Origin of the sequence: Neobacillus rhizosphaerae (assembly GCF_937468385.1) — a bacterium.
Lineage (GTDB): Bacteria > Bacillota > Bacilli > Bacillales > Cytobacillaceae > Neobacillus > Neobacillus rhizosphaerae.
In genome coordinates, this window is sequence record NZ_CALBWS010000033.1 from 15,895 (window position 1) to 42,691 (window position 26,797).

Below are 26,797 nucleotides of genomic sequence, written 5' to 3' on the forward strand. Positions count from 1 at the left end.
ATATAATTAAACTAACTAAGAATCTAGGAGCGTGCTTTTTTAATGTTTGGAGAAAGAATACGGGAAATAAGAAAAAAGAAAAAGATGACCCTTGAGGCACTCGCGGGTGAAGAACTGACAAAAGGGATGCTTAGCCTAATTGAAAATAACAAGGCAAATCCTTCAATGGATAGCTTAAATTATATCGCTAAGCGGCTGGAGGTGGAAGTAGCCGATCTGCTGGAAGAAATAAGTTCACAGGAATTGCATGAAACCCTCGAAAAAGCGGAGAAGATATACAATTTACCGTCTGAAAAAATGGTTGATAAAAATAAACAGCTAATTACTCTAATTGATCCTTACATCACAAACCTTACCCAGGGATATGAGTCAGCACGATTGTTAGACATATATAGCCGTTGTCTTTACCATGAAAAAAAAGCGGGCTGGCAGAATCATTCGGAAAAGGCTGCAAAAATGTACGATCAAATGAATTTAACAAATAAGCGTGCTAACATTGGTATCTTTTGGTCCATGGTGAAATTTATCGAGCACGACTACTTACAGTCTTTACAGATTCTCTTAAGTGAACGGAAGAAAATCGAATTAAACCACGCTTTCATTGACCCTATGACACGAGTGGATTTTGACTATCACGAGGCCATTTTACATTTTGCTGTCGGTGATTCGGATTCAGCTGCCCATGTGATGGAAAACGCCATTCATTTTTCAAAAGAGCATCGAATCTTTTATCGCATTGATGATTTGTATAGACTCGCCGCTGCACACGCAGAAATGACTCACAATAAAGAAGCAATAGCACATTATTCGTTGAAGTTAAAACAATACGGAGAGTTTGCAGATGACAAGCAGTCTATCCTCGTACATGATTTTTTTCAGGTTATGTCGTTCATCTCAGAGAAGCATGATTATATAAAAGCATTGGAAATCATCGAAAAGCATTTAGCAGATCCAAAAATGATAGAAATCTACCGGTATTTGTACCTACTAGAAAAAGGTAAAGCCTTGTTTGGCATTGGTCGCTTTACCGAAGCCATTAAATGTTTAGAAAAAGTTGAACTACCGACCTATATGCATCATCCATTTGATTTATCTTTGTTTTATGTAATGGACTCCTATAAAGCACTTTGCTACCTTGAGCTCGGAAACATGGATAACGCTCTTCGGTTCGCCAAAATAGCTGTCGAGAATTTCGAATGGCTTCCCTATACACCTTACAAAGACTTTGCTGCTGAGACGTTCAATACTGTCAAAGCGACGCAATAGTTCAGTAGTTACAGACCTCGAACTTCGGGGTCTTATCCACTAGCCTAGAGGCAAAAAATTTGCCCGGAATTGCCATTTCAACTCCACGCACTCATGAGGAGTGCGACCGTTTCGTCCTGATTTTAACCAGGGCAAGGGCCCAAAAACGAAAACCTGTCTGAATCCTGGTCCTATTCGGACAGGTCGAGGGCTCAAAAACGAAAACCTGTCTGAATCCCGGTCCTATTCGGACAGGTCGAGAGCCAAAAAGTGAAAACCTGTCTGAATCCCGGTCCTATTCGGACAGGTCGATGGCTTAATACTCCCCTTTCGTGAGTATTCCTGATTATTAGATGGATTTGCCTCCGACATAGGAATATAATGATAGAGTTTTGGGACATCCTTTTTCAAGGTTTCCTTACCTTTACATAAAATTGACAACAAGGAGATAAAACAATGTGATTTGTATTTTTTCTTTTAATAGCCTTCGCTTGGTGCGATGCCGACTTATTTTATAAAAAAGGCACAGATAGTAATGACAAATTCAACCAGCTCAAAATTATCATCACGGTAGGATTGGTCAACTGCCATCATAAATTGCTCCACCCCATCATTCTCTTCCCTTCATTCTCCAACGAAAATTCCTTAACCGCCTTTGAATTTGGCACAAAAAAATCTCCCTTCTATGCAGGGAGATCTTCAACAACCATATTTTCATTTTTATTCGTCTAAACTAGAGTAATGAACAGAATACTACATCTAGATGGCAATTTTCACCAAATCGCGATGGCGGGGTTATTATTCTAAATCTCCACGACATTTCCCACATTATTTTCTATCGCCTTTTTATAGATTTGATGGGCGGTAACGACATCAAGTACCGCTGCACCAACAGTTTTGAAAAGGGTAATTTCTTCGTCGGTTTCTCTTCCTAAAATTTGTCCTAGAATAACCTCACCTAATTCACCATTGAAGTCCTGCTCAGAAACGATGCCCTTTTCCATTGGGATTAAGAAATCTCCTGCTTCCGCCAGTACACCCTCTTTTGTGTCAAAGAAAACTTTATCTGCATTTTTGACGATATTTTCATCAAGCTCTTGCATTTGTGGTGTATACGCTCCTACCCCGTTAACATGTGCCCCTTTCTTCACCAAAGTACCATCAAAAACTGGTCTTCTTGAAGTGGTCACACAAGTGATAATATCCGCATTCCTAACTGCTTCATTTCCATTTTCAACTGCCACAATCTCGGTATCATAGGCTGCTAATTCACGCTGCATCGTTTCTGCGAACTCTTTTGCTCTTTCATAATTGATATCGAATACCCGAACTTCTTCTAAATTTCTTACACAAACCATCGCTTCAAGCTGTGTAGCCGCCTGCCCTCCAGTTCCAAATAAAACGCCAATCTTAGCATCTTTTTTAGCAAGAATATCAGTGGCCGCACCTTGAACCGCACCCGTACGCAATTGCGTTAAATACGTTCCATCCAAGATGGCACACACTTCGCCCGTCGTTCCATCCAAAAGGATCATTTGGGCCGGAACGGAAGGTTTACCTTTTTCGATATTTTTTGGAAAAACAGATACGATCTTAATTCCCGTAGCATCAAATTCTTCTACATAGGCTGGCATAAATAAGCTTTGTCCCTGTTCCTTTGGAATATCAATATTCACCCTTAGCGGAGATACACACTTTCCGGCCGAATAGATTCTTAACGCATCTTTATCCGCTTCAATCGCATCTTTCATCGTAAATACTTTTTTGATATCTTCCTTTGTTAAAACTAACATATATAATCACTCCTATTATTTTGCAGCTGCTAGCTGTTCATTTTCTTCTTTTTTGCTTGAAGATTTTAACTCATTTATTAGCATGCTTAATCCGCTATAAAGTAGAATGGCAGCAACGACCCATTGGATCATGGAAACATCTAGACCCTTAACTAGATAAACGGCTACAAGAACACCGATTACACCGAAGGTTGAAGCAAATAACGTGATTTTTCTTCCATATTCTCCGAATTTAATAAATTCCATGCTGCCCACAGGTACAGAGAAGGTACATGCACCCATCATAATTGGGAAAGCAACTGCTGGGTTCATTCCGAGTGCATATATTGTAGCCATTGTTAAGGCATAAGATCCGATTCCGATATTGTTTAAAGCTCCGAAAATGAATAATGCTACGGCTGCTGTGACAAGTTTACCACCAGTAAGAGCTGTTGCTGTCCCACCAGAAGGGACAAGGTTGAATTTACCAGCTAATATAAATGCCGTGGCAACCAACAATCCTACACTAATAAATCTTCTAATTACCTTAGGATCTAATTTCACGACAAATCTTGGTCCAATATATGCTCCTATGATTTGAGCAACGATACAAACGATTAATGTAACTGGACTTACTTCGATAACGGATATGTATGCTAGCGCCATTACCGCTACTGGAATAACACATTGGGCATTTAGGGTACCTGGAAGCTTTTTATCTGAAACTAGTTTCTTTTTTCGATAAAGAATCGTAGAAATAGCAAAGTCTGAAACACCAAAGGTTGAGAAAAAGAAGATGACGGCAGAAGAGATCGATAAAAATATATTGCTGCCTGGCTCTTTCTTTAGTTCACTTTTATTTTTTCGTAAATCCTGTACAAGCTTAAATGCGAAAATACCATTAATAATTACTATAAGTGCTAGAATCGCTGTTGCCATTGTCATTCACTCTCCATTTTTATTTTTATTAAGGATGGGCCCTTTTAAAATAACCTTCACGCAGAAGTTTGTGAAGTATTTCACTAACTTCTACACCCTTAATATACTCCCCGCTTTTTCAAACAACAATAGCTTTCACAGTTTCTTAACATATTTACTTTTATTACGATGCAAATCTTTCACACTTTTTTAACATAATGTTCTTATTCATTCAAAAAATCCCTCAGACTCCAGTCTGAGGGAATAGTTTAGCGCTACCACGGCTATCAAACACACATTTTGAGTTTGTATTATTAAATACCAACGTCCGTTCCTCTTATTTATAACACCTTTACTTTTTCTTCTTCGTTTTCTTTTTCCTCATCCATCAAGCCTTTAGTGGATTTCTTGAATTCTTTTAAGGATTGACCAACTGCCCTTCCTAATTCCGGTAGTTTCTTAGGACCAAATATGATTAAAGCCAGAACTAAAACAATGATTAAACCTGGTATTCCGATATTTGATAGCATTTTTTCCATCTCTTTTCATTTTTAGCATGTTTGGCTATTTAAGTATCCAGCTTTCCGATTCTTACAGGCCGGACAGCTTTCATCATGTTCACGCAATGTTTGAAAGCTATTGTTGCAGAGGCTACACATTTTCGTATATACATCATAGCTTTTCGTAACAGCTGAGGCTATTAAACTTGTCATGGTAATAGCCTTTTCAGGGCAAAGCTCCTGACAAAGCTGACAACCGGAACAGGACTGAGGGTTTATCGTAAAGCCGGTGTCATCTAACTTAAAACAAGTTTTAGGACACATGACTTCACAGCCCTTACAGAGGGAACACTTTTCACGATCTATTGTCACATCAAAAAATTGATGATCAGGATAATATCGAGTAACATCTAAATCCATGTGGTTAAATCTCCATTTGGCAGGGGTTACTTGCCGTACAAATGACTGGCCTTCCTTCTTCCAGAGCGAAAATAGCTCTCTTCTTGAATAAGAATCCTCGAAACTTGTTTCAGTTTCTGTCATAAAAGGCGTCCTACCAAGCTTACATAATAATGAATTGACTTCTTCCACCATATCCTTCCATTCTAGGCTGAACTCTTTTTCTTCACAGGCAATCGTGTTGATTCCTTTAGCATGGTAGATCAGCAGCTCCTTTGGAGATGGAGGTTTTACGGTTGTGGCAATTATTTTATTTTGAAAAAAGTCTTTCTTTGGAAGTATGCCAGACACAGCTTGAACTGGACAGGCTACGATGCAGCTTCCACATTCTCTGCACTTTTGATTATCTATTACTGTCTTTCCCTGAGAGATGATTAGGGCACCATCATGACAGGCGGTTACACACTTTTCACAGGTAGATCGGGGGCTCTTATGACGCACACAAGCTGATGATAAAACTTCATACTCATAATCAAGACTTTCCATCCACTTTTCAACGAATCCCATTCATTCCACCCCCGATTTTTTAAAAATACGTAGCAGGTACCCCCTGCTTCATTAATAACCTTATGAACCTAATACGTAAAACACATATCTGCTCATGCCTTCTGCGAGAACAAAGAAGATCAGTGCAGCATAGATAAAGGCGTAATTAATTTTATTCTTGGTGGTAAGAGCTAAATAAGCCATCAATGAAAGGCCGGCAATTTCAATCACCCACCGAACCCCAATCATGCTGGAGTATGGTACCAGTTTATTAGCCGCTGTTTCACTCGAGATTGACTGAATTTCAGGTATATAAGCATTGAACATGGCTGAACCAATTAACTGGACAGCAATTCCAATGATACTAAACGCGAATGCCCACTTTATCGCCTTTAGGATTGCTTTACCCTCAAGGAATGGGGCAATAAGGCTTGCCCCAAGAATAGGACCGATTGAAAAAGCTGTACCATAAAAAACAAGATAAGTATTCAAATGATTCCAGCCGTTAACACGTGTAACAGTGTAGGCAGTTGCCATGCAATAAATATCAATAACTCCGACTAGCCCCGTAATCAACATAAGTACAGGATTGATTTTCTTTTGGACAATGGCAAGGCCTGCAGTGATGCAAGCAAAAGCAATAAAAGCACCGGTTACAACAATTTCATTACTCATCCAAGACCTGCCAAACCCTCTAATGGCATTGAAGGCATGGAGTGGTTCGCCAAGATGAAAGAATGCTCCAAATAAGCCGACAATCGATAAACAGGCAATAACAATAAGAGGCAATTTCATTATTTTAATAGGATTAGTGCTGTCATCGGCCATCATTCCATTTATAAACCATAGGAACAATATTCCTCCGACTGCAGCAGGTATTGCTACTGTGAAGATTAATAGCGCCCATTCATGCATCGTTTCTTTCCCTCCCTTATTTTGATTGACTCAATGGTGTAAGCACCAGGTTTGGTTTTGTGATCGAGGAGCTTGGCAGCCCTTTGATATCGGCATTTTTTCCATATTTAGCACGTAGCTTGTTAATCTCGCCAAACTCAATCGCCCGCATCGGACATGAGGTTACACAAACAGGGTCCTCACCCTTTTCCCTTAAATCAATACAAGTATCACATTTCGTCATCATTCCGAGTTCTTTATTGTATTGCGGGGCACCGTATGGACAGTTCCACTCACAATAGCGGCAGCCCATACATTTTTCATGGTCGATTAAGACGACACCATCTTCTGTTCGTTTGTAGGCTGCGCCTGTAGGGCATCCCTTCACACAGCCTGGCTCGTCACAATGATTGCAGGATATCGATAAATGGTACATAGATACATTTGGAAAAGTTCCTTCCCGATAATCATATACACGTCTAAAGTTCCGGCCAACTTCCAAATCACTTTTATCCTTACACGCAATCACACATGTTTTACATCCAATACATTCTGCTACATTAACGTAAAATCCCATTTGAGGCATTTCACTTTACCTCCTCTCTTTTATTAAAATTTGATGATGCGCTGATCCCATTTATAATCTTCTTCTAGCGGTTTACCCTCCCATTTTTCGAGATTGCACCTTGCAGTATTGTACCCTGAGGTACCAAGCCCTGTTGGGACAAAACCTACTAGCATATTATCTGCACCTGCTCGGTCCACTTTATCCTTCTCATCGAGGTCCACCCAAGACCCATGCGGCAGAGCAATCGTTCCTGGCATCAGTGTTTCAACCACAAGTGCCGGTCTAAGCGTCTTACCATACTCATTGGAAAGCATGACAGTATCACCGGTTTTTATACCTTTCTCATCTGCATCAGAACGGCTTAAATAAACAGGATTTGGCCATGCCTCTCGAAGCTGTGGTACATTGTCAAAGGTACTGTGCGAACGACGTAGATAATGTGGATTAAAGACCTGGAATGGATATTTCCCTTTTTTCTTCTTTTTCCAATCTGAAAAAGTAGATTCATAGCCTTCAGTCCTTGGTTCATATTTAGGAATAGGAGCAATCTCAGTAAAAGCCTTCTTGGATGCTTCATTAATGGCTTTGCAATAGATTTCAAACTTGCCGCTTTCACTTGATACCGGATTCTTTACTGGATCATCAATAAAATCCTTATAGGCTATAAACCCTAAATTGTCGCCTTTTTTTCTTGGTACCTGATAAATACCTACATCTAAAAACTCTTTCAAACCTATGCGTCCTTGCTGCGGTGTTCCTTTCACTCCCCATTCTTGAATGTCTTTGGCCGTGATCGTGCAAAGTGGTTCGAAGTCTTTTCCGTTTTCTTTTACCACCGTACTTCCCGCAAGCTGATTGAAAAATTGCTGTTTTTCATCGATTGGATAGATTTCTTCAGGGTTTTTTCCAAGTTTCTTAATCAATAATTTAGCAATCTCTTGATCACTCTTTGCTTCGTATAAAGGATCTACGATTTTAGACCAAGCAATTAATATTTCGCGATTTCCTTCTCTAACAGCCCCTTCTCTTTCCCATTCTGTTGTGACTGGGAGAACAATATCAGAATACTTAGCTGTTGTTGTCAGTGCATAGGCATTCGTGACAATAAATTCAACTTTACGATGTGCTTCAATTCCTCTCATGATATTGCTTCGTGTTTGAAGAACAGCGTTATATCCATGGTAGATGAATTGAATGTTTACATTCCTTTCTCCTTCGCCTTTTTGCAAATACTTCCCTTTCAAAACTGCGTCAAAGATTTGATTCTCATTAATAACATTTGTGATTGCGTTCGGAATTTCAGGCAATCCGCTGCCCCCTGGTGTCAACAATGCCGGTCCATTATTTCCTGCGTATTCCCAACAGCTAACACCTGTCATATTGCCGGAACTGCCCATATGCCCGGTCATCATCCCTAGTGTAGAGAATGCCTGCACCCAGCCTTCGCCGTTATTTATCCTTGCAGGGGCCCATCCTGTCAATAATGCGACTCTTTCAGTACCACCAATTTCCCTTGCAAGATAACGAATCGTACTTGCATTGACACCACATATTTCAGAAGCCCACTCAGCTGTTTTCGGCTGCTTGTCATACGTACCTAAAATATAATCTTTGAAGTTCTCCTTCTTATCAACACCTGCCGGCATATGATCGGCATCAAAACCAACCGTATATTTATTTAAAAAGTCCCATTTTACAAGTGGATTTGTTATCGGGTCATCTTCTTCAAGTAAAGTGTGCATAATACCAAGTGCCAATGCGTGATCAGTGCCCGGACGAATAGGGACCCACTCTGCTCCAAATACATTGGCCGAATCCGTATATAGTGGGTCAATTGTGATGAAACGAGCCCCAGCCTTTTTAGCCTGCAAATAGTTATATGTGGCACTTCCCATCGTGCTCCATGCGGGATTGGCACCCCATAGAACAATCAATTGGGAATTCCTTAAATCCACACGGTCATTAATCCCTTGAACATAAAGGCCTTCGCCGACACCCAGCATTTCATACGTATAAAGCCAGGCGCCCCATGAAATGGTGCCGTCGCTGGAAGTGTAACCACCCACAGTGGCCATCGCATTTTTAATATCGCCCCCGCCTGAAACCCAAATAGATTCGTTTCCATATTTACTACTAATTCTTTTCGTTTCAGAGGCAATATGATCAATCGCCTCCTCCCAGGAAATCCGGACCCATTGATCCTTTCCACGGAGTTCTTTCTTCCCTCCACCTGGCTGCCAATGTTTCCGTTTCATTGGGTATTTTAAGCGATCAGCATTAAAGACCTGATGGCGCTGTGAACGCCCCCGTAAACAACCACGTTGTTGGGGAAAATCCGGCGAATCTTGATGGGTGTCATCTGTCTTTTGACGAATCACAACACCATCTTTGACAAGTACTTTATTTAGACATCTACTGCCACAATTGTGCCAACATGCGGCTGTTTTCCATACACCTTCCCCATTGGTAGCCTCTGCACCTTTGTTTACCTCTGCTTTGGCAACAAGACCTCTGGAAACCGGAACAGCCACAGTGGCGGCAGCTGCGGAAGTCCAGCCAATGAACGATCTTCTAGTCAACTTGAAATCTTTGATTTTATTAATTAGATCAATCATCATGACCCTCCTTATCTATTTGTCTTGGATAATCTCTATATTCAATAGTTCTTGAAGAACTTTTGAATCCATTTGTAAAAAATGTTCTAAGATTTTTGCTAATCCTCTAAAAAAGTCTGTCTCAGCATGTGTTGCGACCTTTTCTGCTAACATCGGAATAAAAGCTAACAAATGATCATTAATAAACCTCTGTTGTTCTTTAAGTAAATAATTTATTTCTTTACTAGCATCGGGTCTTTCCGATTTTCCAGCTTGAATACATAGCTGATTAAGGCGATAAACAAAATCAAGCTCTAGGCCGACGTGATCATCTGGTTCAATATTGAAATCCGCTGTTTGAAACCCATATTTCTCGTAAACCTTTCTTACATCCATCGTTGTTTTCTGGAACAACAGCTTATCTTTCCTAACATAGACGGATTCCCAAGGTTGTGCCAGTATTTCAAAGGGACCGATAAACATCCTCGTATAATCCCAATGCAAATCCTCAAAATGGTTGTCAATATGGATAGGGTCATGCTGGGATAAATACTTTTTCATCACCTGCACTCCTTCTCGGATTCCATCTGATTCATCTTGGAAAGGAAACTGGTCAATCATGTTTCTTTGAATAAATTCTTTGATGTACTCCTTTGAAGGCTCCTCGATAAAGAATCTTCTTAAGATGTCATAAGCAAATTCCCTTGCAAAAAATACGTTGACAATATCTTTGACCGGTAGGGACTGTTTTACTGCTTCCATGTTATCGCTCCTTTTTCAACCAGTTAGATCCTATCTCTTCAAGGACAAAATTTTTAGGTGTGGTCAATTCTAGCTGCACTTCCCGGATGACCTGTTCTTTTTCTTCTATCTCGACAACATTAGATGAAAGAACGATATCAACATCTCGATTTTTTAATAATTTTATAGCTTCAATTGGAAATTGCAGAAAATCGTAATCCTCATTGATTGTGAATGGGACATCATGATTTTCGAAAACCTTCTTTACTTTTCCCTTGTCCTTGCCGAACACCTTTGCGGTTTTAAAATAAAAATCCCTGTTGGAAAGTTTATACGTCTCATCCAGCACTTGATCATGGTTTTGCTGATAGATCTGTCCAGTAAATTTGTTTTCCAATGAGCAGTAATGCACACCCAGCTTAAGCTTCCTCTCCATTGCAAAATCGACTAGCTCCAAGCAAAGTGCTTCACTTTCTGCCACAGCCAATCCGCCTGCATACCAAAAGTTGTAATACACGTCATATGGTGGATTTTTTAGTTCTAATCCCTTTTCTTTGAAGGTCTGGGCGTTCCCAAGAGGAAAGCAAAATTCCAAAAGATTTATTCCAAATACATCAAGCTTATCAAGCTCTAACAAAAGCTCCTTCATTTCTTCTCCTGTCCCTGGAATTACCGGCATTTCAACCAATACATCCGGAATATATTTCTTCGCAAGGGCAATTTTCGTAAGAATGTGTTTCCGCTTTTGTATGGAGTCTTCCATTTTGATACTAAAGCGAATTTCATTTAAATGGGTGTTGTGCAAGCCCTGTAGAATTTCTTCGCTAAGCAAGTCACCCGCTGTATATAATCTCGTATGTGCATCTGGCACTAGCTCGTCTGCCAGTTTGAAAAAGGCGAGTGTTTCGTCCGGATGCAGCAGCGGCTCCCCACCGGTCAAGGCGAGATGTGTCAATAGGACGCCTTGTTCAACTAAACTCTTTAAATCTCCATTCACATTTTTCTTGTTTTGTAAGTAAAAGTTGTATTCATCTTGATTTTTGTTGAAGCAAAAATAACAATCTCTGTGGCATTTTAAAGAAACGAAGGTCGTATAGCTTCCTGTTCCTTTCGTACAGGCTTCACAAGCACTTGAAATCCTCTCGTTTGATAGAATGCTTTTATTATTATTCCGATATATCGCTCCCATATCACGCAGTTTATTGTGTGCAGCAGGACCATGATGCTTCCGTTTGGAAAGTGGCAAGCCAAAGGACTCAATCTGCTCCAGGGTAGCTTTCTCAATATTTAGGTATATATCTGCATACTGAACAAGAGATTTGTTGTTTATGGTCCTTAAATTGGCTTTTGTAAGATTTTTCATCTTATCAAACTTCCTTTTTCGGATTTTTAGGGCTGTTTCATTTAGTTCTCATTGTGAATAACTTCACATATTATTCATGGATTCATTATATGTTTTTACATAACGAGTTGGTATGGCCCTGCCACACGAATAATCATTCGTATTTTTGTGCAGGCAGACGAAAGGATTTTACGATTCTGTGACATTCATTGTCCAGTCCATCTACTTGCTATAAGATGGTGTAGACAACATATAGATAGGAGAAAGGTGAATAATCCATGAACAATCATTTTGCCATTCCAGAATTTGTCCAAGAATTATCGACTGCATCAAGCCATGGTGTTAACCAGATTGTTCAAAAACTCTCCACACTTTTATCTCATCCAGTCCTCGTGGTGGACCCACTCTATCAGGTTCTCTCTTGTTCAACTGGAATTGAAGCGATAGATGAAATAGTTATCATGCCTGACAATCAGCAGGAGTCCAATCCACACTTTGCTGTCTTCAGTTGCCAGATTTCAACCATAGACTCTTTAAAAAATGGATTGGCGAATCCAATAACCCTTAATAATAAAATCCTTGGTTATCTCATTTTATTTAGTAACGACAAACCGTTAGCTGCTGGTCTTTATGAAGATGCCCTTATTTATACGGCTTCATTATGTGCCCTGCAAATGCAAAAAAGCCTAGAATTAAAGCAAGAGCGGCAGAAATTCAAAGAAGCATTTCTTTTTGATCTGCTTTATGGAAACATCAAACAAAAAGAGGATATTACTGAATATGGAGAAATTTGGGGATGGGATTTTAGCATCCCTCATATTGTAATCGTATTTTCATATAAAGAAGACAATCATTTTTTTACCAATAAGCAAACGGTTAACATGCTTTTACAAGTTGTTGAAAATGAATTGATTTCACAAAATTTCAAACCAATTGCAATGGCCAAACAAAGTCAGGTCATTACCATGATTCCGCTGGTTGACACTGATTATGATGAGAATAGGGCCAAGCTGGAAGCCTTTGCGGTGACTGTCCTAAACAAGGCTGCAAAAATGAATCCAGAGTTCGAGCTCGCTTGCGGAATTGGAAAAAAGTATAGGAACCCAACAGAGCTTTTTAGGAGTTATCAAGAAGCAAAAGTAGCCTTTGAATTAGGCATCCTGTTGAAAATCACAACACCATTATTCACTGATTTTGGCTTAGAGCGGATTTTATATAAACACGATTTGCAAGACTTGATAGAATATTACAACCATACATTAGGAAGCCTGCTGGAACACGATAAGAATCATGATGGAAATCTGATCGAAACACTTGAAGTACTTGCCGCTAATCAATTTGATATGGGAAAAACGGCCAAGGCATCGTTTCTTCATCGAAATACACTGCGTTATCGTGTGAAAAGAATTGAAGAAATTCTGAATATGAAATTGGATGACTTACATGTTCGCTTAGATATTATGGCAGCTTTCAAAATTAAACAGCTTAGAAAAATATGAAGAATGAAGGTTGTTCCCAATGAAAGATGGCGTATACAGAAATACTTGTCCGCGGAATTGTTTTGGAACGTGCGGCATATTGTCCTATGTCAAAAATGGCCGGCTCATGAAAGTGACAGGGGATCCGAAACATGGATATACAAAGGGAAGACTTTGTGCAAAGGGCTATGCTTCCACGCAATTTGTCTATAATACACAACGACTTAAATATCCAATGATTCAAAGTCCTAGAGGGTCTGGAAACTGGAAGAGAATTTCATGGGATGAAGCTTATTCGATTATTGCTGGTAAAATAATCGAATTGAATCAACGCTTTGGTTCCAACCTTGCCAGTGGCTACAACAAATTCTCAGGGAATCTCGGGTTCCTGCACTATGCGGTTGAAGGGATGTTCAATAGTTTTGGCCCTCATACGAAACCAGTTGGCAACCCTTGTGCTTTAACCGGCAAGCTCGCAGTTAATCAAGCCTTTGGACACAATTTCAGCTCTAATCCCGAGGATATGGCAGATACAAACCTCATTGTCATCTGGGGAGCGAATCCTGCTGTTACAAATGTCCATCAAATGAAGTTTATTTATGAGGCACGACGCAGTGGCGCAAAATTCATTGTCATTGATCCGATTTTTACCAGAACAGCTGAAAAAGCGGATGTCTATATCCAAATCAATCCCGGAACAGATGCATGGCTAGCGTTCGGAATCGCCAAGATATTAATAGAAAAAGGGATTGATGACGAGGAATCCATTCGGGAGCAAACAATTGGTTGGGATCAGTATAAACACTTTATTCATCATCAAATTGATCTATCTGATGTATCCAAACGAACAGGTGTCCCAACGGAGGCAATGGAAGTACTTGCTGAATTTTACGGAAATTTAAAACCGGCCGTGACCTGGAATGGATTAGGGATTCAGCGCAACGATAGAGGCAGCCACAGCATCAGTGCCATCAACAGTTTGGCAGCAATGACAGGTATTCTGAGTAACCCAAACAGCGGTTTATATTATATGCATTTTGACATTGAGCATTTCCCGCAACTACTATTAAATCATCAGGGCCCTGTTCATCCAAACATCACTAAATCTAGAGATATTGATATTAGTAATTATTCAAAAAACGCTCTCGCCTTAACAGAACCGCCGCTTAAATTCCTTTGGGTGGCTTCAAGAAATATCATCACTCAGGATCAAAACCTTAAATCTTGGCATCAATTGTTCAATCAGTTGGAACTTATCGTGACAGTGGATCTTTATTTGACAAAAACAGCGAAACATTCCGATATCGTTTTACCAGCAGCCTCTCATTTTGAAGAAGAAGACTTAAATGTAGGTTATTGGCATTATTGGCTATCCATAAACCAAAAATCAATTCCTCCTTATTACGAAGCAAAAAGTGATTTACAGATTGCTAGGGAATTGACCAAAAAACTGAATGAGCTCTCACCGGGGTTTTCTAACTTCCCTTTTGAAAAAGAACCCATTGACTGGATAAAAGAAGAGCTTACACCGGAGATTATGCGACAGTATTCCCTTACTAGCTATGAGGATTTATTAGAGGGTCCACATAAAAAAATAGAAATAGCTCACTCTATGCCAGATTCAGAGAAATTCAGACTGCTTCCATCAAAGGAAACAGTTACCGAGCAGTTACAAAGTGAAAATTTAAAGAAACCATTAACCTATAGACTGTTAACACCGCAAACATTGTTGAAAATCCATTCTCAATATGAACTGGTGCCTTGGTTAAATCAGGAGCAGACTGAAGATATCATTGAACTTTCCTCTACTGCCGCTATTCAACATGAAATTGATGAAAATACGAAGATTGAGATTTACAATCAACATGGATTTATTATCGGTACCGCTAAAATTAATCCTACCTTGCCAAATCAAGTGGTGCTTGCCTCCCAGGCAGGCAACAACCCTATTAATCAATTGATCACTCAAACGGACGATAAGGGTGCAAATGGCTCCAGTACTTTCTTTTATGACAGCATGGTGAACATTAGGAAATGGAGAGAGAAGAATGTTTAAACGAACTGGATTCATTTTCAATGCCGATGATTGTATCAATTGTAAGGCATGCGAAATCTCCTGCAAAAATGAAAATCAAACACCAATGAACATCCAATGGAGAACGGTAAAGAAGGTAGCTCCTGAATTATATCTATCTCTTTCCTGTAATCATTGTGACAGCCCTGAATGTTTTCGTGTCTGTCCAGAAAGAGCGTTCATAAAGCGTAAAGATGGGATCGTCCAAATAGACGAAAATCTTTGCACAGGCTGCCAGCTATGTGTTTCTGCCTGTCCCTATCAAGCACCACAATTTAATCCTGAAACACGGAAGGTTAGCAAATGCCAAATGTGCTATCCAAGACAGGATATTGGAATGGTCCCAGCTTGCGTCGAGGCTTGCACAACAGGTGCGCTAAACTTGGTAGATTTAAATACTTTCGAAGATGAGCAGACAGTCCGTAACCTTCCTGGTTTTTCCGATGTTACCGTTACCAACCCATCCATCATCTTCTATCCTTTAAAACCAAGAAAGAGGTATTTTCTTCAATAAAGAATCTTCTAGTTAATCGCTCATTTGTTAAGATGAGCGATTATTTTTTGCCGCTGGGCGCTCCTCAAAAAAGCTAACACTTGTCCTTATTGCAAGGTATCGCTTCCGAAGCTTATTCTTATGGAGCTGGACAATTCTCAAAGTCGAAATTTATACTTTATCTCATAAAACCAAATCAGGGTCAGTCCCTTACCGCTTTTTTGCGAAGAGGGACTGACCCTTTAACTTACACAGTGCCAAGTGTAACGCCAAGTTTAGTTAAATATTGTCGATAGGCAATGCTCATTCTGTCACATTTCAACGAAAGTTCTACCTGCAAATCAAGTGGTAAGTCCTCTGGTTTCTGGTTTTCGACGATAGGCTTGTCCTGAGCGAAAATCATATCCTGGAACTCTACGATTTCCTGATCAGTTGTACCTGTTTCATAGTTAAATGACAAAATTCCATAGGCAATGGACTTGCATTCTGCAATAGGAAGGATGGTGAGTAATATGGTCATCTTGTTCTCAGTATCTGGATCTCTTTTAGTGAACCGAACGGTTAATGGTCGTATTACTTCATACGTATAAAAAACATCTTTGGATTGTCCGGTGCCGTCAGGGTCTGGCTGAAATATAGCGATTTCATCTGAAAAAATTCGGTCTTCTTCCATATGAACATCGTAATCCCCAATGACAGGATGCTCCTGTACTCCAAGAAACCCTTCATGTATAAAGGAAAGATGGCTTACATCCAGGAAGTTCTCAACGATTCTTGGAGGATTAGCATTCACTTCCTGTGGTCCCCATAAGACATTACGGAAGTTATCATCTCTATATTCAGGATAAGAAAAGAATTTGGGATTATTGTTGTTGAGATTAATCCACACAAATCCATATGCCTCTTTGCATGTATATTTAATAGCTTTAGCTTTTAATGGAATGGCTCTTCCTTCAGGGAGCTGCGGGATTTTCGTACATGTACCGGCAGAATTATATTCCCATCCATGGTAGGGACATACGAGATTCCCATCTTTCACGCAGCCTAGTGATAGAGCAGCACCTCGGTGAATACATAAGTCCTTAAAAGCGTGGATCCCTTCTTCATTGCGGAAGAGAACGACCCTCTCTCCCAATATCGTTACCTGTAATGGCTCTTCTTTTACGTCCTCTCTTTTACAAGCAACGACCCAGTCACTACGTAACACGTTATCTTCCAAAAGCATGTTTACCATCCCTTCATTGATGAATTCTTTTTATTACCTATATTTTATGAAGCTATTTTAACAAAGTCAACACAAAACACGAACATTATTTTAAAAAAATATAAAAATATACGTGATTTACTGTTTACAACTCCTAAATTGTTTTTTATAATTCAATTAAAGTTTTTAATACAACAGTAGTAAAAAACCTACAAATCATTTCAAAGGCAATTGCTTCTACATCAATGCTTTACTGTGATTTCAACATGATTGAAATGCTATTTTCCTAGTATCTTTATTCTTTTATTGTTTATTTATTTCAAACTAATTTAAAGTAGAGGAGAATAATCAAGTGGATCAAAAAGAGCAAAACACGAACATTGTAGTAGGCATCAATGAAAAAATTAGTTGGGGAAGAGCTTTTTTGCTTGGGATGCAGCATGTATTGGCGATGGATTTGTATATCGCACCAATCATTATTGCTGGTTTACTTTCATTGGATTCAATGAATACGACATTTTTCATTCAAATGTGTTTTTTGGCAGCAGGACTAGCTACACTCATACAAACCATTGGCGGCTTGCGGTTGCCAGTCGTTCAAGGCCCTTCCTATGTCCCTATCGGTGCGTTGGCAGCAATAGGGGGAAAACTTGGTTTAGGTGCTGTTTTCGGCAGCCTACTTCCTGGGGCCTTAATTATTGCTCTCCTTGGGTATCCGTTAAAATGGTTTGCTAAAGCTGTACAAAAAATAATCCCGCCGCTTGTGGGAGGAACCGTCATTGTCATTGTAGGGATTTCATTAATGCCTAATGCATTTAATAGTATTTACCACGCACCTGGAAATGTAGGACACAATGTATTGATTGCATTTGTTTCTGCTGCGGTTTTAATCATCTGTATTCTTCTTGGACGTAAGGCAAAGGGGTACGGCACATTTTTCCGCTTAGTTTCGGTCATCTTAGCCATCATCGCTGGCACGATTACCGCATCACTTTTTGGAACCGTTGATTTCTCCTCTGTAAAAGAGGCATCTTGGATTTCGTTTCCGAGCCTTTTCCCATTCGGAAAACCTATATTTAATTTACAAGCGATTTTAACAATGGTATTTATTTATTTGGTCATCTTAATTGAAACAACTGGGACTTGGTTCGTGGTATCAACCGTTACTGACAGTAAGTTAGATGAAAAACGATTAAACCGTGCATCTGTCGGCGAAGGAATTGGCTGTTTCGTAGGATCTCTTTTCGGTGGTACACCTATGACAGGGTATTCTTCTAACGCTGGAATTATTGCAATTACTGGTGTTGCAAGCAGAATGGCCATTATTGCTGCCGGAATTATTTTAGTGGGATTAGGGCTAATCCCTAAATTATCTGCCATCATTACATGTGTTCCCGAACCGGTGATTAATGGGATCTTTGGTGTCGTGTGTGTGGCAATTGTCATGAACGGTTTAAAAGTCATTCAGCATGTTATCATCGATGACCGCAATATGATGGTAATCGGAGTTCCTATCCTGCTAACAGTAGGAACTATGGTTCTTCCGAAGGAAATCTTAAACAGCGTCCCTGATTTTGCAAACTATATCCTATCTTCTGGAACAGCTGTCGGGGCGATCGCTACCGTTATCCTTAATCTAATCATCCCGCAAGAACGAGAAAAAACAGTTCCGACGGGCCAAGGTTCATTAACTTAGTCAGATAAACCAAAAACAACATTGAAATAAACCAAAATGAAAGAAGGATTAGTCATTAAGACTAATCCTTCTTTCGTTTTGGCTTATTGACTGAAGGCGTTGCTGCCTCCGACAATTGGCAATATTATTTCGCTGCGGGTTGGTGTTACCGTAATTTTTGTACCAGCTTTAGTACGAATGGTATAGTCGTAATCACTTGCGATGAGAACAACACCAATACGGTGCCCCTCCTTAAATACATAGTCTTTAGGCTGCATGTCCCATTCGAAGGTGTAGTCTCTGCCTGGAACAAGTGATTCGGAACGACCTGCCGAATGAAGATTTTGCGGGTCTACCCAACCGCGCGATACAATTACTGGGTTGGAACTGCTGTAGTCAACCAAAATTGCTGTTAAGTTTGCAACAGGACGGTCGATACTTGCACGGATATTTACTTTAGGCGTACCGCTTAACCGAACTTCCCCAGTTAAGTTCGGGGTGAGATAAGCTAATCGGTTTGAAGAAATTAACTCCGGATTCGCTATCAGTGTATTGGCCTTCTTCAGTGGATCATCAATAACTGTTTGCGTATTATGCGGCTTATTAGGAACAGGATTCAGCTGCAGTGCCCCTAAATCATTTCCAGTGCCTGTTAAATGAAGCCTAGTAGCTACCGTTCCTGGTGCAGGCCAGTTGGCTTCCTTGCTCCAAGTTTTGTCCTCACGCTGAATATCAACAGCAGGCTCATTCATTATTCCGTTTTCAATTCCGTACAGATAAAAGTCAAACCATTTATTTTGTGTTTGTGGCCAGTTATTCCCAGAAGGACTTGAATGGCCTCCCTGATGCAGCCACAATTTACGAGGGACATTATTTTCTCCTAATGCTTCCCACCACTGGGCAAATTGTTTTGTCTTAACATTCCAATCATTAAGCCCATGAACGACAAGAACACTAGCCTTCACTTTTTTGGCATCCTTAACATAATCCCGGTCGGCCCAGAACTCGCTGTAGTCACCAGTTTCTCTGTCTTGGGCAGCTTTCAGCTCTGCAATGACATCTTTACAAACTTGAGGATTGTTTCGCGTTAACACGGCTTCAGCCATATTATCTGTGTCTTCACCTTGATAGCCCCCAGGAGCAATAACAGCACCGTTTGCACGATAATAGTCGTACCAGCTGCTGATTGCGGCAACTGGAATAATCGTTTTCAATCCATCTACACCGGTGGCCGCAACAGCATTTGGCAATGTCCCGTTGTAGGAGGTACCTGTCATACCCACATTCCCCGTTGACCAATCAGCAGAAACTTCTTTTCCATCTCCGGTAAATGCCTTAGCCCGGCCGTTCAACCAATCAATAACAGCTTTTGTACCAAGAATTTCTCGATCGTCCCCTGTTGTCGGACACCCTTCTGATTTGCCTGTCCCAATACTCTCCGCAAGAATAACACCATAGCCACGCGGAACATAGTAATTCCCTAAAGAGCCAAGATTGGCAGCTTGTCCTTCCGCAAGTGCAAATGGCTTACCGCCACGTCCGTTCCCATTGCCTGGGTGCATAACTGGAATTAAGTCAACATCGACATTAAAGACAGGGACATCTAGAATGCCTGAGCGATAAGGACTCATCTCATAGATGACAGGAACTTTAATCCCCGGCTCGGTTTTAGGACGGTATACTTTAATGGAGACTCGGTCACGTTTACCGTCTCTGTCGCTATCTATCTCTGTCTCAACAAACAAGTTTTCAATAATTGCTTCATCGGTAGAGTAGATTGGTTTTGTCATTCCATTCTCTAGTTCAATTTTTGTTGTCTCTGATGCTGTTTCTGGAATCAATCCATTCAGTGGGATTCCATTCCACTCTAAAAGTCCCCCCTTGGTGTTTGACGCCAATGCAGTTGTCACTGTTTGATTTTGCCTAGTTTCTGCTTTTACTGTCCAAGCATCTACTCCTGCTACTAACGAAAGAGAAAGAACAGAGCACAAACTGACGTTCAAGATTTTTTTCCTCAATACTTTTCCCCCTTAGACATGTTTTTAGGCGGTTATCACCATTTTCTATTATATAAGTGAATATTCTAAATTTTTGTTAAACAATGTCGAAAAATTAAAAAAGGGAAAAAGTACTATCTTTTTTACAAGGTAAACCGCAAAAAGTCCTGCTTTTCAATTCGCGAAAAGCAGGACTTAAATCACGCTAGATCATCATTTTTGTAATTAGTCAGAATTTTTACTAAAATCCATAAAACTCCTTGACAGTTCCATTATGCTTCGTTATTATTTATTCCAATAAAATACATCGGGATTATCAAATTAACATCGATAATAAACTAGCAGGACACTAGGAGGGAAAACGTGCTGAACCTATTCGTCAAAACAGAAATTCAAAAGACATGGTTACAAAGATTGCGTGAGCATGAACGGAAATTTAAAAATAATGCAGCAGAAATTGATGAATTTGCGCTCTTTCCAGAAGAAAATATTCAGGATTTAGTTCGGATGGGCTATACAAGTATTACCCTTCCAGCTACTTATGGCGGGGAAGGATTAACAGTTTATGATATGGTCCTCTTTCAAGAAACACTGGCTAGTTTTGATGGATCTACAGCACTTTCCATTGGCTGGAATCTCGGGGTAATCGGGGAGATTTTTGAAAAAAAACTTTGGAATGATGATCAATTGAAGTTTTTTGCAAAGGAAGTTCTTAATGGAGCCTTAGTGAATCGAGCCGTAAGTGAAGCCCAAACAGGGAGTCCCACTCGGGGCGGACGCCCTGGAACGACTGCGATCAAAAAAGAGGGTGTTTGGGTCATAACCGGGCGGAAAACTTTTACAACCATGTCACCAGTATTAACTTATTTTCTAACATCTGCCTGGATTGAAGAAAAGCAAAAGGTTGGATTCTTTCTCCTGCACAAAGATTTAGAAGGACTAACCATTGATGAGACATGGGATGTCATTGCCATGAGGGGTACAGGAAGCCATGATCTCGTTCTTCAAAATGTAAGGGTGGATGATGCGAAATTGGTGGAACTTCCAGAAATGCCAAGTGGCGGCCCAATAAATGGGTGGAACCTTCATATTCCGGCTTGTTATCTTGGGATAGCACAAGCAGCACGTGATTACGCTGTCCATTTTGCCAATCATCATGCTCCAAATAGTCTAGACGGACCGATTAGCCAATTACCCAATGTTCAACAACTGCTAGGTGAAATTGATTTAGAATTAATTAGAGCCAGGCATCTTATTTATAGCGTTGCAGCAGCTTATGATGATGCATCACGAAGAGGTTATCTTGTAAATGAAATTGGAGTTGTTAAGCATGCGATTACTAATTCGGCCATTACGATTGTCGATAAAGCCATGAGAATCGTTGGGGCAAAAAGTCTTCAACGCAGTAATCCATTGCAACGGTACTATCGCGACGTAAGAGCGGGTCTACACAATCCACCCATGGATGATATGACGATAAAAAAATTAGCACTTTCGGCAATTGATCAAGCTAAAATTAAATCAGCAAAGAAAGATTAGAGTTGGAATTCTCCTGTTTCTACTTCATAATCATTCTGAGAATTAACATTAAAAAGTATGACCCCCGGTGCCGGGGGTCATTCCTTTAGATCCTTTACCTTTGGTACTTAGATAACTTGGATGATACTGATCCCGTCTGTCTTTGAGGTGTTTTAGCTTTTAGGTTGGAAGCCCATGAAATTCGGGACTCATACTTTTGGGTTTGTTCCTTGTTGACGAGGCTTTGTAAACGATCTTTGTTCTTCTCAAGCGATTCCTCAAGAGCCAGCAAGCGACGGGTAGGAAATGGCATCCCCGCTAGAATGGTGGTTATAGTAGGGTCAGATTCGGAGATATAGGTTCCCTCAAACAATTCCAAAGGTTCTCCAACCCTTTCGAAAATCGATGGAACATTAATTAACTTAGCCATTTTCTCTGGCCCTTCATAGATTAAACCTGCACGAATGACACCTGTTGATTCAACAGGACAAAATATCGAGTTTGCCCATGATTGTTGAATTTTACTTGATACTTCTGAGGTAGTCTTTACATCTGTTATCGTGGCTGAAGATATTAAGGTTACTCCTCTTGTACCCAGTATATTCATCAGATCCGTTTCATCAAAATTTCCGTAAAAAGAACTCTTTTTTGTTACTTGCAGCACAGTATGAATGGCTTCCATTACTTGATGATTAGATGAAAGATAAATCTGATGCTTACTGGATTGAGGGTTTAACTTACGCATTTGATCATTGTCCACAAGAAACAAAGACGAGAGTGAGTCAATCTTGGAAATCTCTTCGATGCATTCAGTCGCATTGATTCGGTTACCGGCAATTACGTTTCGATCAGGCACGATCGCAATGGCACCAATGTTGACACCTGGAAGTTGGTCTAATAACAGATCAATTAATAATGGGCTCATACCAGATCCAGTACCACCGTCGGTAGAAAAAGCCACAAATAAAAGCTTTATGTTCTTAAAGGACCGCTGCACAAAGTCAATTATTTCTCGATAGTTTTCATTAACCGCTCTTAATCCTATTGATCGATCTTGCCCAGCACCATTAAACCCAGGGACAAAATACTTTCTATCCACCCTCGTGTTCACTAAGCCATCACGTTGGTTAGTATTGATAAGCGCTGTTTGAAAGCCCATGGTTGAAGCTATCTCAGCTATATTACCGCCTGCTTGGCCTACTCCCAAGATTCCAATCGAGTTCATCAAATCGCCTCCTTATTTAATATGATAATACTCATGTTTTATGAATTTAGACGTTTTCATTTTAGAAAAATAAAATTGTTTATGCAGAATGCTTCTGTTCCCCTACCGATTTCACGCGATGCGGGACTCGGTCGGCTACCTTGTTTTTCACTATGATTGGGTGAGAATAGAGAGGAATATACATAATATGATGAAATATAAAATACAAAAAATCGATTTGTCCCCCTCCGCTTTGGCTAAAATGGGAACGAAAAAAAATCACCCTAGCTCCCGATATTGGATAGAGCTAGGGTGATTTTTTTGGAAAAATAAGCAGCAAAGCAAAATCAAACTGATTGTTTCACTTTGCGCGTCTGGGTACTATATATTTGATAAAGCAACAAAGCAAAAATGGATAGGATTGCTCCAGAAATGTACGGTAAACCAATTGAAATTGAAAATAGCCATCCACCTAATGGAGGACCAATAATTCTACCGAATGAATCAAAGGAAGAAAGCAAGCCTGTCACACTGCCATGCCCTGTACTAGAATTTTTGGTCAAAAGGGCTGATATCGCTGGACGAATCATTCCATTTCCTAAACCAAAAATCGTTAAGAAGACTGCCGAGGTCCAAAAACTATTAGCAAATAGGATTAAAACAAAGCCAATAGCCGACACGAAAACCCCTATTCGGATGACAGTGCCTTCCCCAAATCTCTTTGTCATTGGACCAACTAATCCACCTTGAACGATGGCGCCGCCAAATCCCATAATCATAAAGATATAGCCTAATTGTACCGTGTCAATCGTTGCCTTTTTAGCTGCAAAATAGGCGAAGGTCGCTTCGAGCCCGGCCATTGAAAGGGTGACAATCAATTGTAAAATAAAGATGATCGTAGTCGGACCTTTGAAAGCTTTCCACATTGATTCTTTATTTTCCGTATGTTGGCTTCTTTTTTCTAACGAAAGTGATTCTTTCAATAGGATCATGACTAAGACTAAAGTAATGACAGATGAAATCCCCGCAATATAAAAAGGAACATTTAAACTTATTTTCGAGAAAATGCCGCCAATGGCTGGACCAAAAACAAAGCCAAGTCCGGTAGCGGCTCCGATAATTCCCATTCCTTTTCCACGTTCTTCTGGAGTCGTGATATCAGCTACATAGGCCATTGTAGTTGGCATATTGGCTGAGGATAAAATCCCACCAACAATCCTTGCTACGAATAAAACCCATAAAGAATTTGCCATGGCCATGATAAAAAAGGAAAGCGCTAAGCCAGCAATTCCAATCATCATTACAGGTTTTCGACCGATACGGTCAGAAATACGCCCCCACATTGGCGCAAAGAACAATTGCATTAATGAATAGACAGCCATTAACAGACCAAGCTCTGTGGGATTGCCACCAACCTTTTCAGCTAAAAACGGAAGAACCGGAATAATAATACCAAAGCCAACCATCACTAAAAACATCACTAAAAATAAAATAGGTAGAACTTTTTTTGTCTCCATGATTTTTTCCCCTCTTATCATTCCGAGTAGTGGATCAAGTACTTTCTTGTAGAGCACGGGATTTGTTGTTGCAGGATAAAATCAATCCATATTCTTGTAATCCGATTCCTGATTATTCTTCAGACGACAATCCAGCAAGTTTCTTATCTTTAATAAGAATATCTCTTTCATATGCTCGAAGCAATGCTCCATGTATCGAAAGTGTATCAGAAATACTAGCAATTAGTCAAACGTGACTAATCAACAAAAAAATAATTAATCACCTGTAATAATAAACAGTTAAAAGGTGTCAGGCACCACAAAAAGACATTTGTCCACGACTGGTGCACACTTGAATTTCAATAATAATTATTATTCTTTTGATACGGCTATATTATACGAGTATCCTAATTATTTGAGATTAAGTGTGAATTTAATTCTCAATTAATATATGTATTTCTCAATCTAAATTGACAGTACTTTTCCCTTACAGTAGAATCAACATTGTATTAATAGATGCAGTTATTTCCTCAGCTACAATCGGTAGAATATAAATTAAACAGAGCAGAACACGGCGATTGTGTTGCTTTATTTCCTATACCTATAAGGAAGTGTATCGGATGATAACAGACTATAAGCCAGCAGTGAATTTTAACCATATCAATTATTCAGTTGATGGGATACATATTTTAAAAAATATAACGGAATCTTTTCCTGAAGGCAAAATCACTACGTTAGTCGGTCCTTCAGGAGCGGGAAAGACGACCTTGCTCAAATTATGTAATGGACTGCTATCGCCTGATTCGGGAGAGATTTATATTAAAGGCAAAAGCATCAGTAGCTATGAACCGGTGGAATTGCGCCAGCTTGTCGGGATCACGCTTCAAAGTGCACCAATGATCAATGGCAGCGTCCTGAAAAATCTAGCATTGCCATTGGAGCTGCAAGGACGGGAATTAATTGAAAAAGATGCAAAGAATTTATTACATGATGTGGGATTGGAAGAGGAATTTTTGCATCGACCAATCAAGGATTTGTCAGGTGGGCAGCGCCAAAAAGTATCGATTGCGCGCACACTCGTTAACCGTCCCCAGATATTATTGCTCGATGAAATCACTTCTTCACTTGACCGGATCTCACAGCAGGAAATCGAAGAACTCATTGTAAAAATCAACCAAAAGTATAAAACCACGATTATTTGGATTACACATAATTTACAGCAGGCAATGACGGTCGGAAACTATACTTGGGTCATGATGAAGGGAGAAGTCATTGAAACCGGAACAAGCGACTTGCTTCATTCACCTGTTAATGAAAAAGTGAGGCACTTTCTAAAGGGGGAAGTGAAATGAGTTATGTCCATTTATCGATCGCACTTATTTTCGTCATCCTTCCGATCATTTTATCGAAAACGCTTAACTTAGGGCTGGAAAGAGACACCATGATTGCAGTGGTCCGTTCAATCGTTCAATTGTTGGCCGTCGGCTATATTCTTAAATTTGTGTTCGATTCCGAAAATATGATTTATATTTTACTGATGGTGACGGTCATGATTGCTGCAGCCACACAAAATGCCCAAAAAAAAGGAGTATCAATTCAAGGCATCACATGGAAAGTGACGGTCACCTTAGTCGTGATTGAAGTGCTGACACAAAGTATTTTACTTGGATTCAAGATCACTCCTCCAACGGCCCAATACATCATCCCGATTAGCGGCATGGTAATCGGAAACTCGATGGTGCTCGCTATTCTCTTCCTCAACAGATTCACGGCAGAAGTAGAAACGCACCAAGATGTGACCGAACTCATCCTGTCACTCGGCGGAACACCAAAACAAGCCATACACACTCAACTCATCACTGCTATAAAATCGAGCATGATTCCAACCATCGAAAGCCAGAAAACAATCGGTCTCGTCCAGCTGCCGGGAATGATGAGTGGCCAAATCATTGCAGGAGCCGACCCTATGCAAGCGGTGCAATTTCAATTACTCATCCTTTTCCTATTATTAACGACCGCATCCGTCACAAGCGCTATGCTTGGATATTTATCGTACCCAAGTCTGTTCAACCATCGGATGCAGCTGTTGAGGGGGAAGTAGAGATTTGGCGGTCAGCCCCCTACTCAGCTAAAGTGAAA

The 26,797-nt window shown here is 40.1% G+C and carries 21 protein-coding genes; 8 read left to right on the top strand and 13 right to left on the bottom strand.

Annotated elements, in window-relative coordinates; translation table 11 throughout:
• Window positions 1-42 precede the first annotated feature (42 nt).
• On the top strand, window positions 43-1,266 hold the full coding sequence (locus M5A78_RS20040; protein ID WP_248737049.1) for a helix-turn-helix domain-containing protein: 1,224 nt from the start codon (window positions 43-45) through the stop codon (window positions 1,264-1,266).
• Window positions 1,267-2,048: 782 nt separating this feature from the next.
• Here M5A78_RS20040 and M5A78_RS20045 read toward each other — a convergent pair.
• The 9 genes from M5A78_RS20045 to M5A78_RS20085 all read right to left on the bottom strand — a co-directional run bounded on the left by M5A78_RS20045 (window position 2,049) and on the right by M5A78_RS20085 (window position 11,540).
• Window positions 2,049-3,038, bottom strand: coding sequence for an ornithine cyclodeaminase family protein (locus M5A78_RS20045; protein ID WP_248737050.1), 990 nt, complete (start codon window positions 3,036-3,038; stop codon window positions 2,049-2,051).
• A gap of 15 nt (window positions 3,039-3,053) precedes the next feature.
• Window positions 3,054-3,962, bottom strand: coding sequence for a sulfite exporter TauE/SafE family protein (locus tag M5A78_RS20050; RefSeq protein WP_248737051.1), 909 nt, complete (start codon window positions 3,960-3,962; stop codon window positions 3,054-3,056).
• Between the two features lie 314 nt (window positions 3,963-4,276).
• Window positions 4,277-4,465, bottom strand: a complete 189-nt coding sequence (locus M5A78_RS20055) for a twin-arginine translocase TatA/TatE family subunit (RefSeq protein WP_248737052.1) — start codon at window positions 4,463-4,465, stop codon at window positions 4,277-4,279.
• Window positions 4,466-4,486: 21 nt separating this feature from the next.
• Window positions 4,487-5,401, bottom strand: coding sequence for a 4Fe-4S binding protein (locus tag M5A78_RS20060; RefSeq protein WP_248737053.1), 915 nt, complete (start codon window positions 5,399-5,401; stop codon window positions 4,487-4,489).
• Window positions 5,402-5,461: 60 nt separating this feature from the next.
• A complete protein-coding gene (locus M5A78_RS20065) occupies window positions 5,462-6,295 on the bottom strand; it encodes a dimethyl sulfoxide reductase anchor subunit family protein (RefSeq protein ID WP_248737054.1) in 834 nt (277 codons plus the stop codon).
• Between the two features lie 16 nt (window positions 6,296-6,311).
• The gene (locus M5A78_RS20070) at window positions 6,312-6,860 is read right to left on the bottom strand and encodes a DMSO/selenate family reductase complex B subunit (protein WP_248737055.1); all 549 of its coding nucleotides are present in this window, start codon (window positions 6,858-6,860) and stop codon (window positions 6,312-6,314) included.
• A gap of 23 nt (window positions 6,861-6,883) precedes the next feature.
• Window positions 6,884-9,460, bottom strand: a complete 2,577-nt coding sequence (locus M5A78_RS20075; protein WP_248737056.1) for a molybdopterin-dependent oxidoreductase — start codon at window positions 9,458-9,460, stop codon at window positions 6,884-6,886.
• Window positions 9,461-9,472: 12 nt separating this feature from the next.
• Window positions 9,473-10,198, bottom strand: coding sequence for a TorD/DmsD family molecular chaperone (locus M5A78_RS20080; protein ID WP_248737057.1), 726 nt, complete (start codon window positions 10,196-10,198; stop codon window positions 9,473-9,475).
• Window position 10,199: 1 nt separating this feature from the next.
• Window positions 10,200-11,540 carry a radical SAM protein gene (locus M5A78_RS20085; RefSeq protein ID WP_248737058.1) on the bottom strand — a complete coding sequence of 447 codons (1,341 nt, stop codon included), beginning with the start codon at window positions 11,538-11,540 and terminating at the stop codon, window positions 10,200-10,202.
• A 257-nt stretch (window positions 11,541-11,797) separates the two neighbouring features.
• Between M5A78_RS20085 and M5A78_RS20090 the strand changes: the two genes are divergently transcribed.
• The 3 genes from M5A78_RS20090 to M5A78_RS20100 are packed head-to-tail and all read left to right on the top strand — an operon-like array spanning window position 11,798 to window position 15,585.
• Entirely contained in the window at window positions 11,798-13,018 is a 1,221-nt protein-coding gene (locus M5A78_RS20090) for a PucR family transcriptional regulator (RefSeq protein ID WP_248737059.1), read from the top strand.
• Between the two features lie 19 nt (window positions 13,019-13,037).
• Window positions 13,038-15,053 (top strand): molybdopterin-dependent oxidoreductase, encoded by a 2,016-nt coding sequence (locus tag M5A78_RS20095; RefSeq protein WP_248737060.1) that lies wholly within the window; start codon window positions 13,038-13,040, stop codon window positions 15,051-15,053.
• Complete coding sequence (locus tag M5A78_RS20100) at window positions 15,046-15,585, top strand: 4Fe-4S dicluster domain-containing protein (RefSeq protein WP_248737061.1); 540 nt, start codon at window positions 15,046-15,048, stop codon at window positions 15,583-15,585. Before M5A78_RS20095 ends, M5A78_RS20100 begins: the two co-directional genes overlap by 8 nt.
• Window positions 15,586-15,811: 226 nt before the next feature.
• On the opposite strand, the gene M5A78_RS20105 is transcribed toward M5A78_RS20100, so the two are convergent.
• A complete protein-coding gene (locus M5A78_RS20105) occupies window positions 15,812-16,789 on the bottom strand; it encodes an aromatic ring-hydroxylating dioxygenase subunit alpha (RefSeq protein WP_248737062.1) in 978 nt (325 codons plus the stop codon).
• 331 nt (window positions 16,790-17,120) lie between these two features.
• Here M5A78_RS20105 and M5A78_RS20110 point away from each other — a divergent pair, with 331 nt between their 5' ends.
• Complete coding sequence (locus M5A78_RS20110; protein ID WP_248737063.1) at window positions 17,121-18,464, top strand: nucleobase:cation symporter-2 family protein; 1,344 nt, start codon at window positions 17,121-17,123, stop codon at window positions 18,462-18,464.
• 83 nt (window positions 18,465-18,547) lie between these two features.
• On the opposite strand, the gene M5A78_RS20115 is transcribed toward M5A78_RS20110, so the two are convergent.
• Entirely contained in the window at window positions 18,548-20,461 is a 1,914-nt protein-coding gene (locus tag M5A78_RS20115; protein WP_248737064.1) for a Xaa-Pro dipeptidyl-peptidase, read from the bottom strand.
• A 342-nt stretch (window positions 20,462-20,803) separates the two neighbouring features.
• Between M5A78_RS20115 and M5A78_RS20120 the strand changes: the two genes are divergently transcribed.
• Entirely contained in the window at window positions 20,804-21,979 is a 1,176-nt protein-coding gene (locus tag M5A78_RS20120; protein ID WP_248737065.1) for an acyl-CoA dehydrogenase family protein, read from the top strand.
• A 94-nt stretch (window positions 21,980-22,073) separates the two neighbouring features.
• Here the strand turns inward: M5A78_RS20120 and M5A78_RS20125 are convergent, their stop codons facing one another.
• Together M5A78_RS20125 and M5A78_RS20130 are read right to left on the bottom strand one after the other, a co-directional pair.
• The gene (locus M5A78_RS20125) at window positions 22,074-23,183 is read right to left on the bottom strand and encodes a tubulin-like doman-containing protein (RefSeq protein WP_248737066.1); all 1,110 of its coding nucleotides are present in this window, start codon (window positions 23,181-23,183) and stop codon (window positions 22,074-22,076) included.
• A gap of 326 nt (window positions 23,184-23,509) precedes the next feature.
• Window positions 23,510-24,679, bottom strand: coding sequence for an MFS transporter (locus M5A78_RS20130; protein WP_248737067.1), 1,170 nt, complete (start codon window positions 24,677-24,679; stop codon window positions 23,510-23,512).
• Between the two features lie 599 nt (window positions 24,680-25,278).
• Between M5A78_RS20130 and M5A78_RS20135 the strand changes: the two genes are divergently transcribed.
• Together M5A78_RS20135 and M5A78_RS20140 are read left to right on the top strand one after the other, a co-directional pair.
• Window positions 25,279-26,010, top strand: coding sequence for an ABC transporter ATP-binding protein (locus tag M5A78_RS20135; protein WP_248737068.1), 732 nt, complete (start codon window positions 25,279-25,281; stop codon window positions 26,008-26,010).
• Window positions 26,007-26,759: an ABC transporter permease gene (locus M5A78_RS20140; RefSeq protein WP_248737069.1), complete on the top strand. Its 753-nt coding sequence runs from the start codon at window positions 26,007-26,009 to the stop codon at window positions 26,757-26,759. The genes M5A78_RS20135 and M5A78_RS20140 overlap by 4 nt, the downstream gene beginning before the upstream one ends.
• Window positions 26,760-26,797 lie beyond the last annotated feature (38 nt).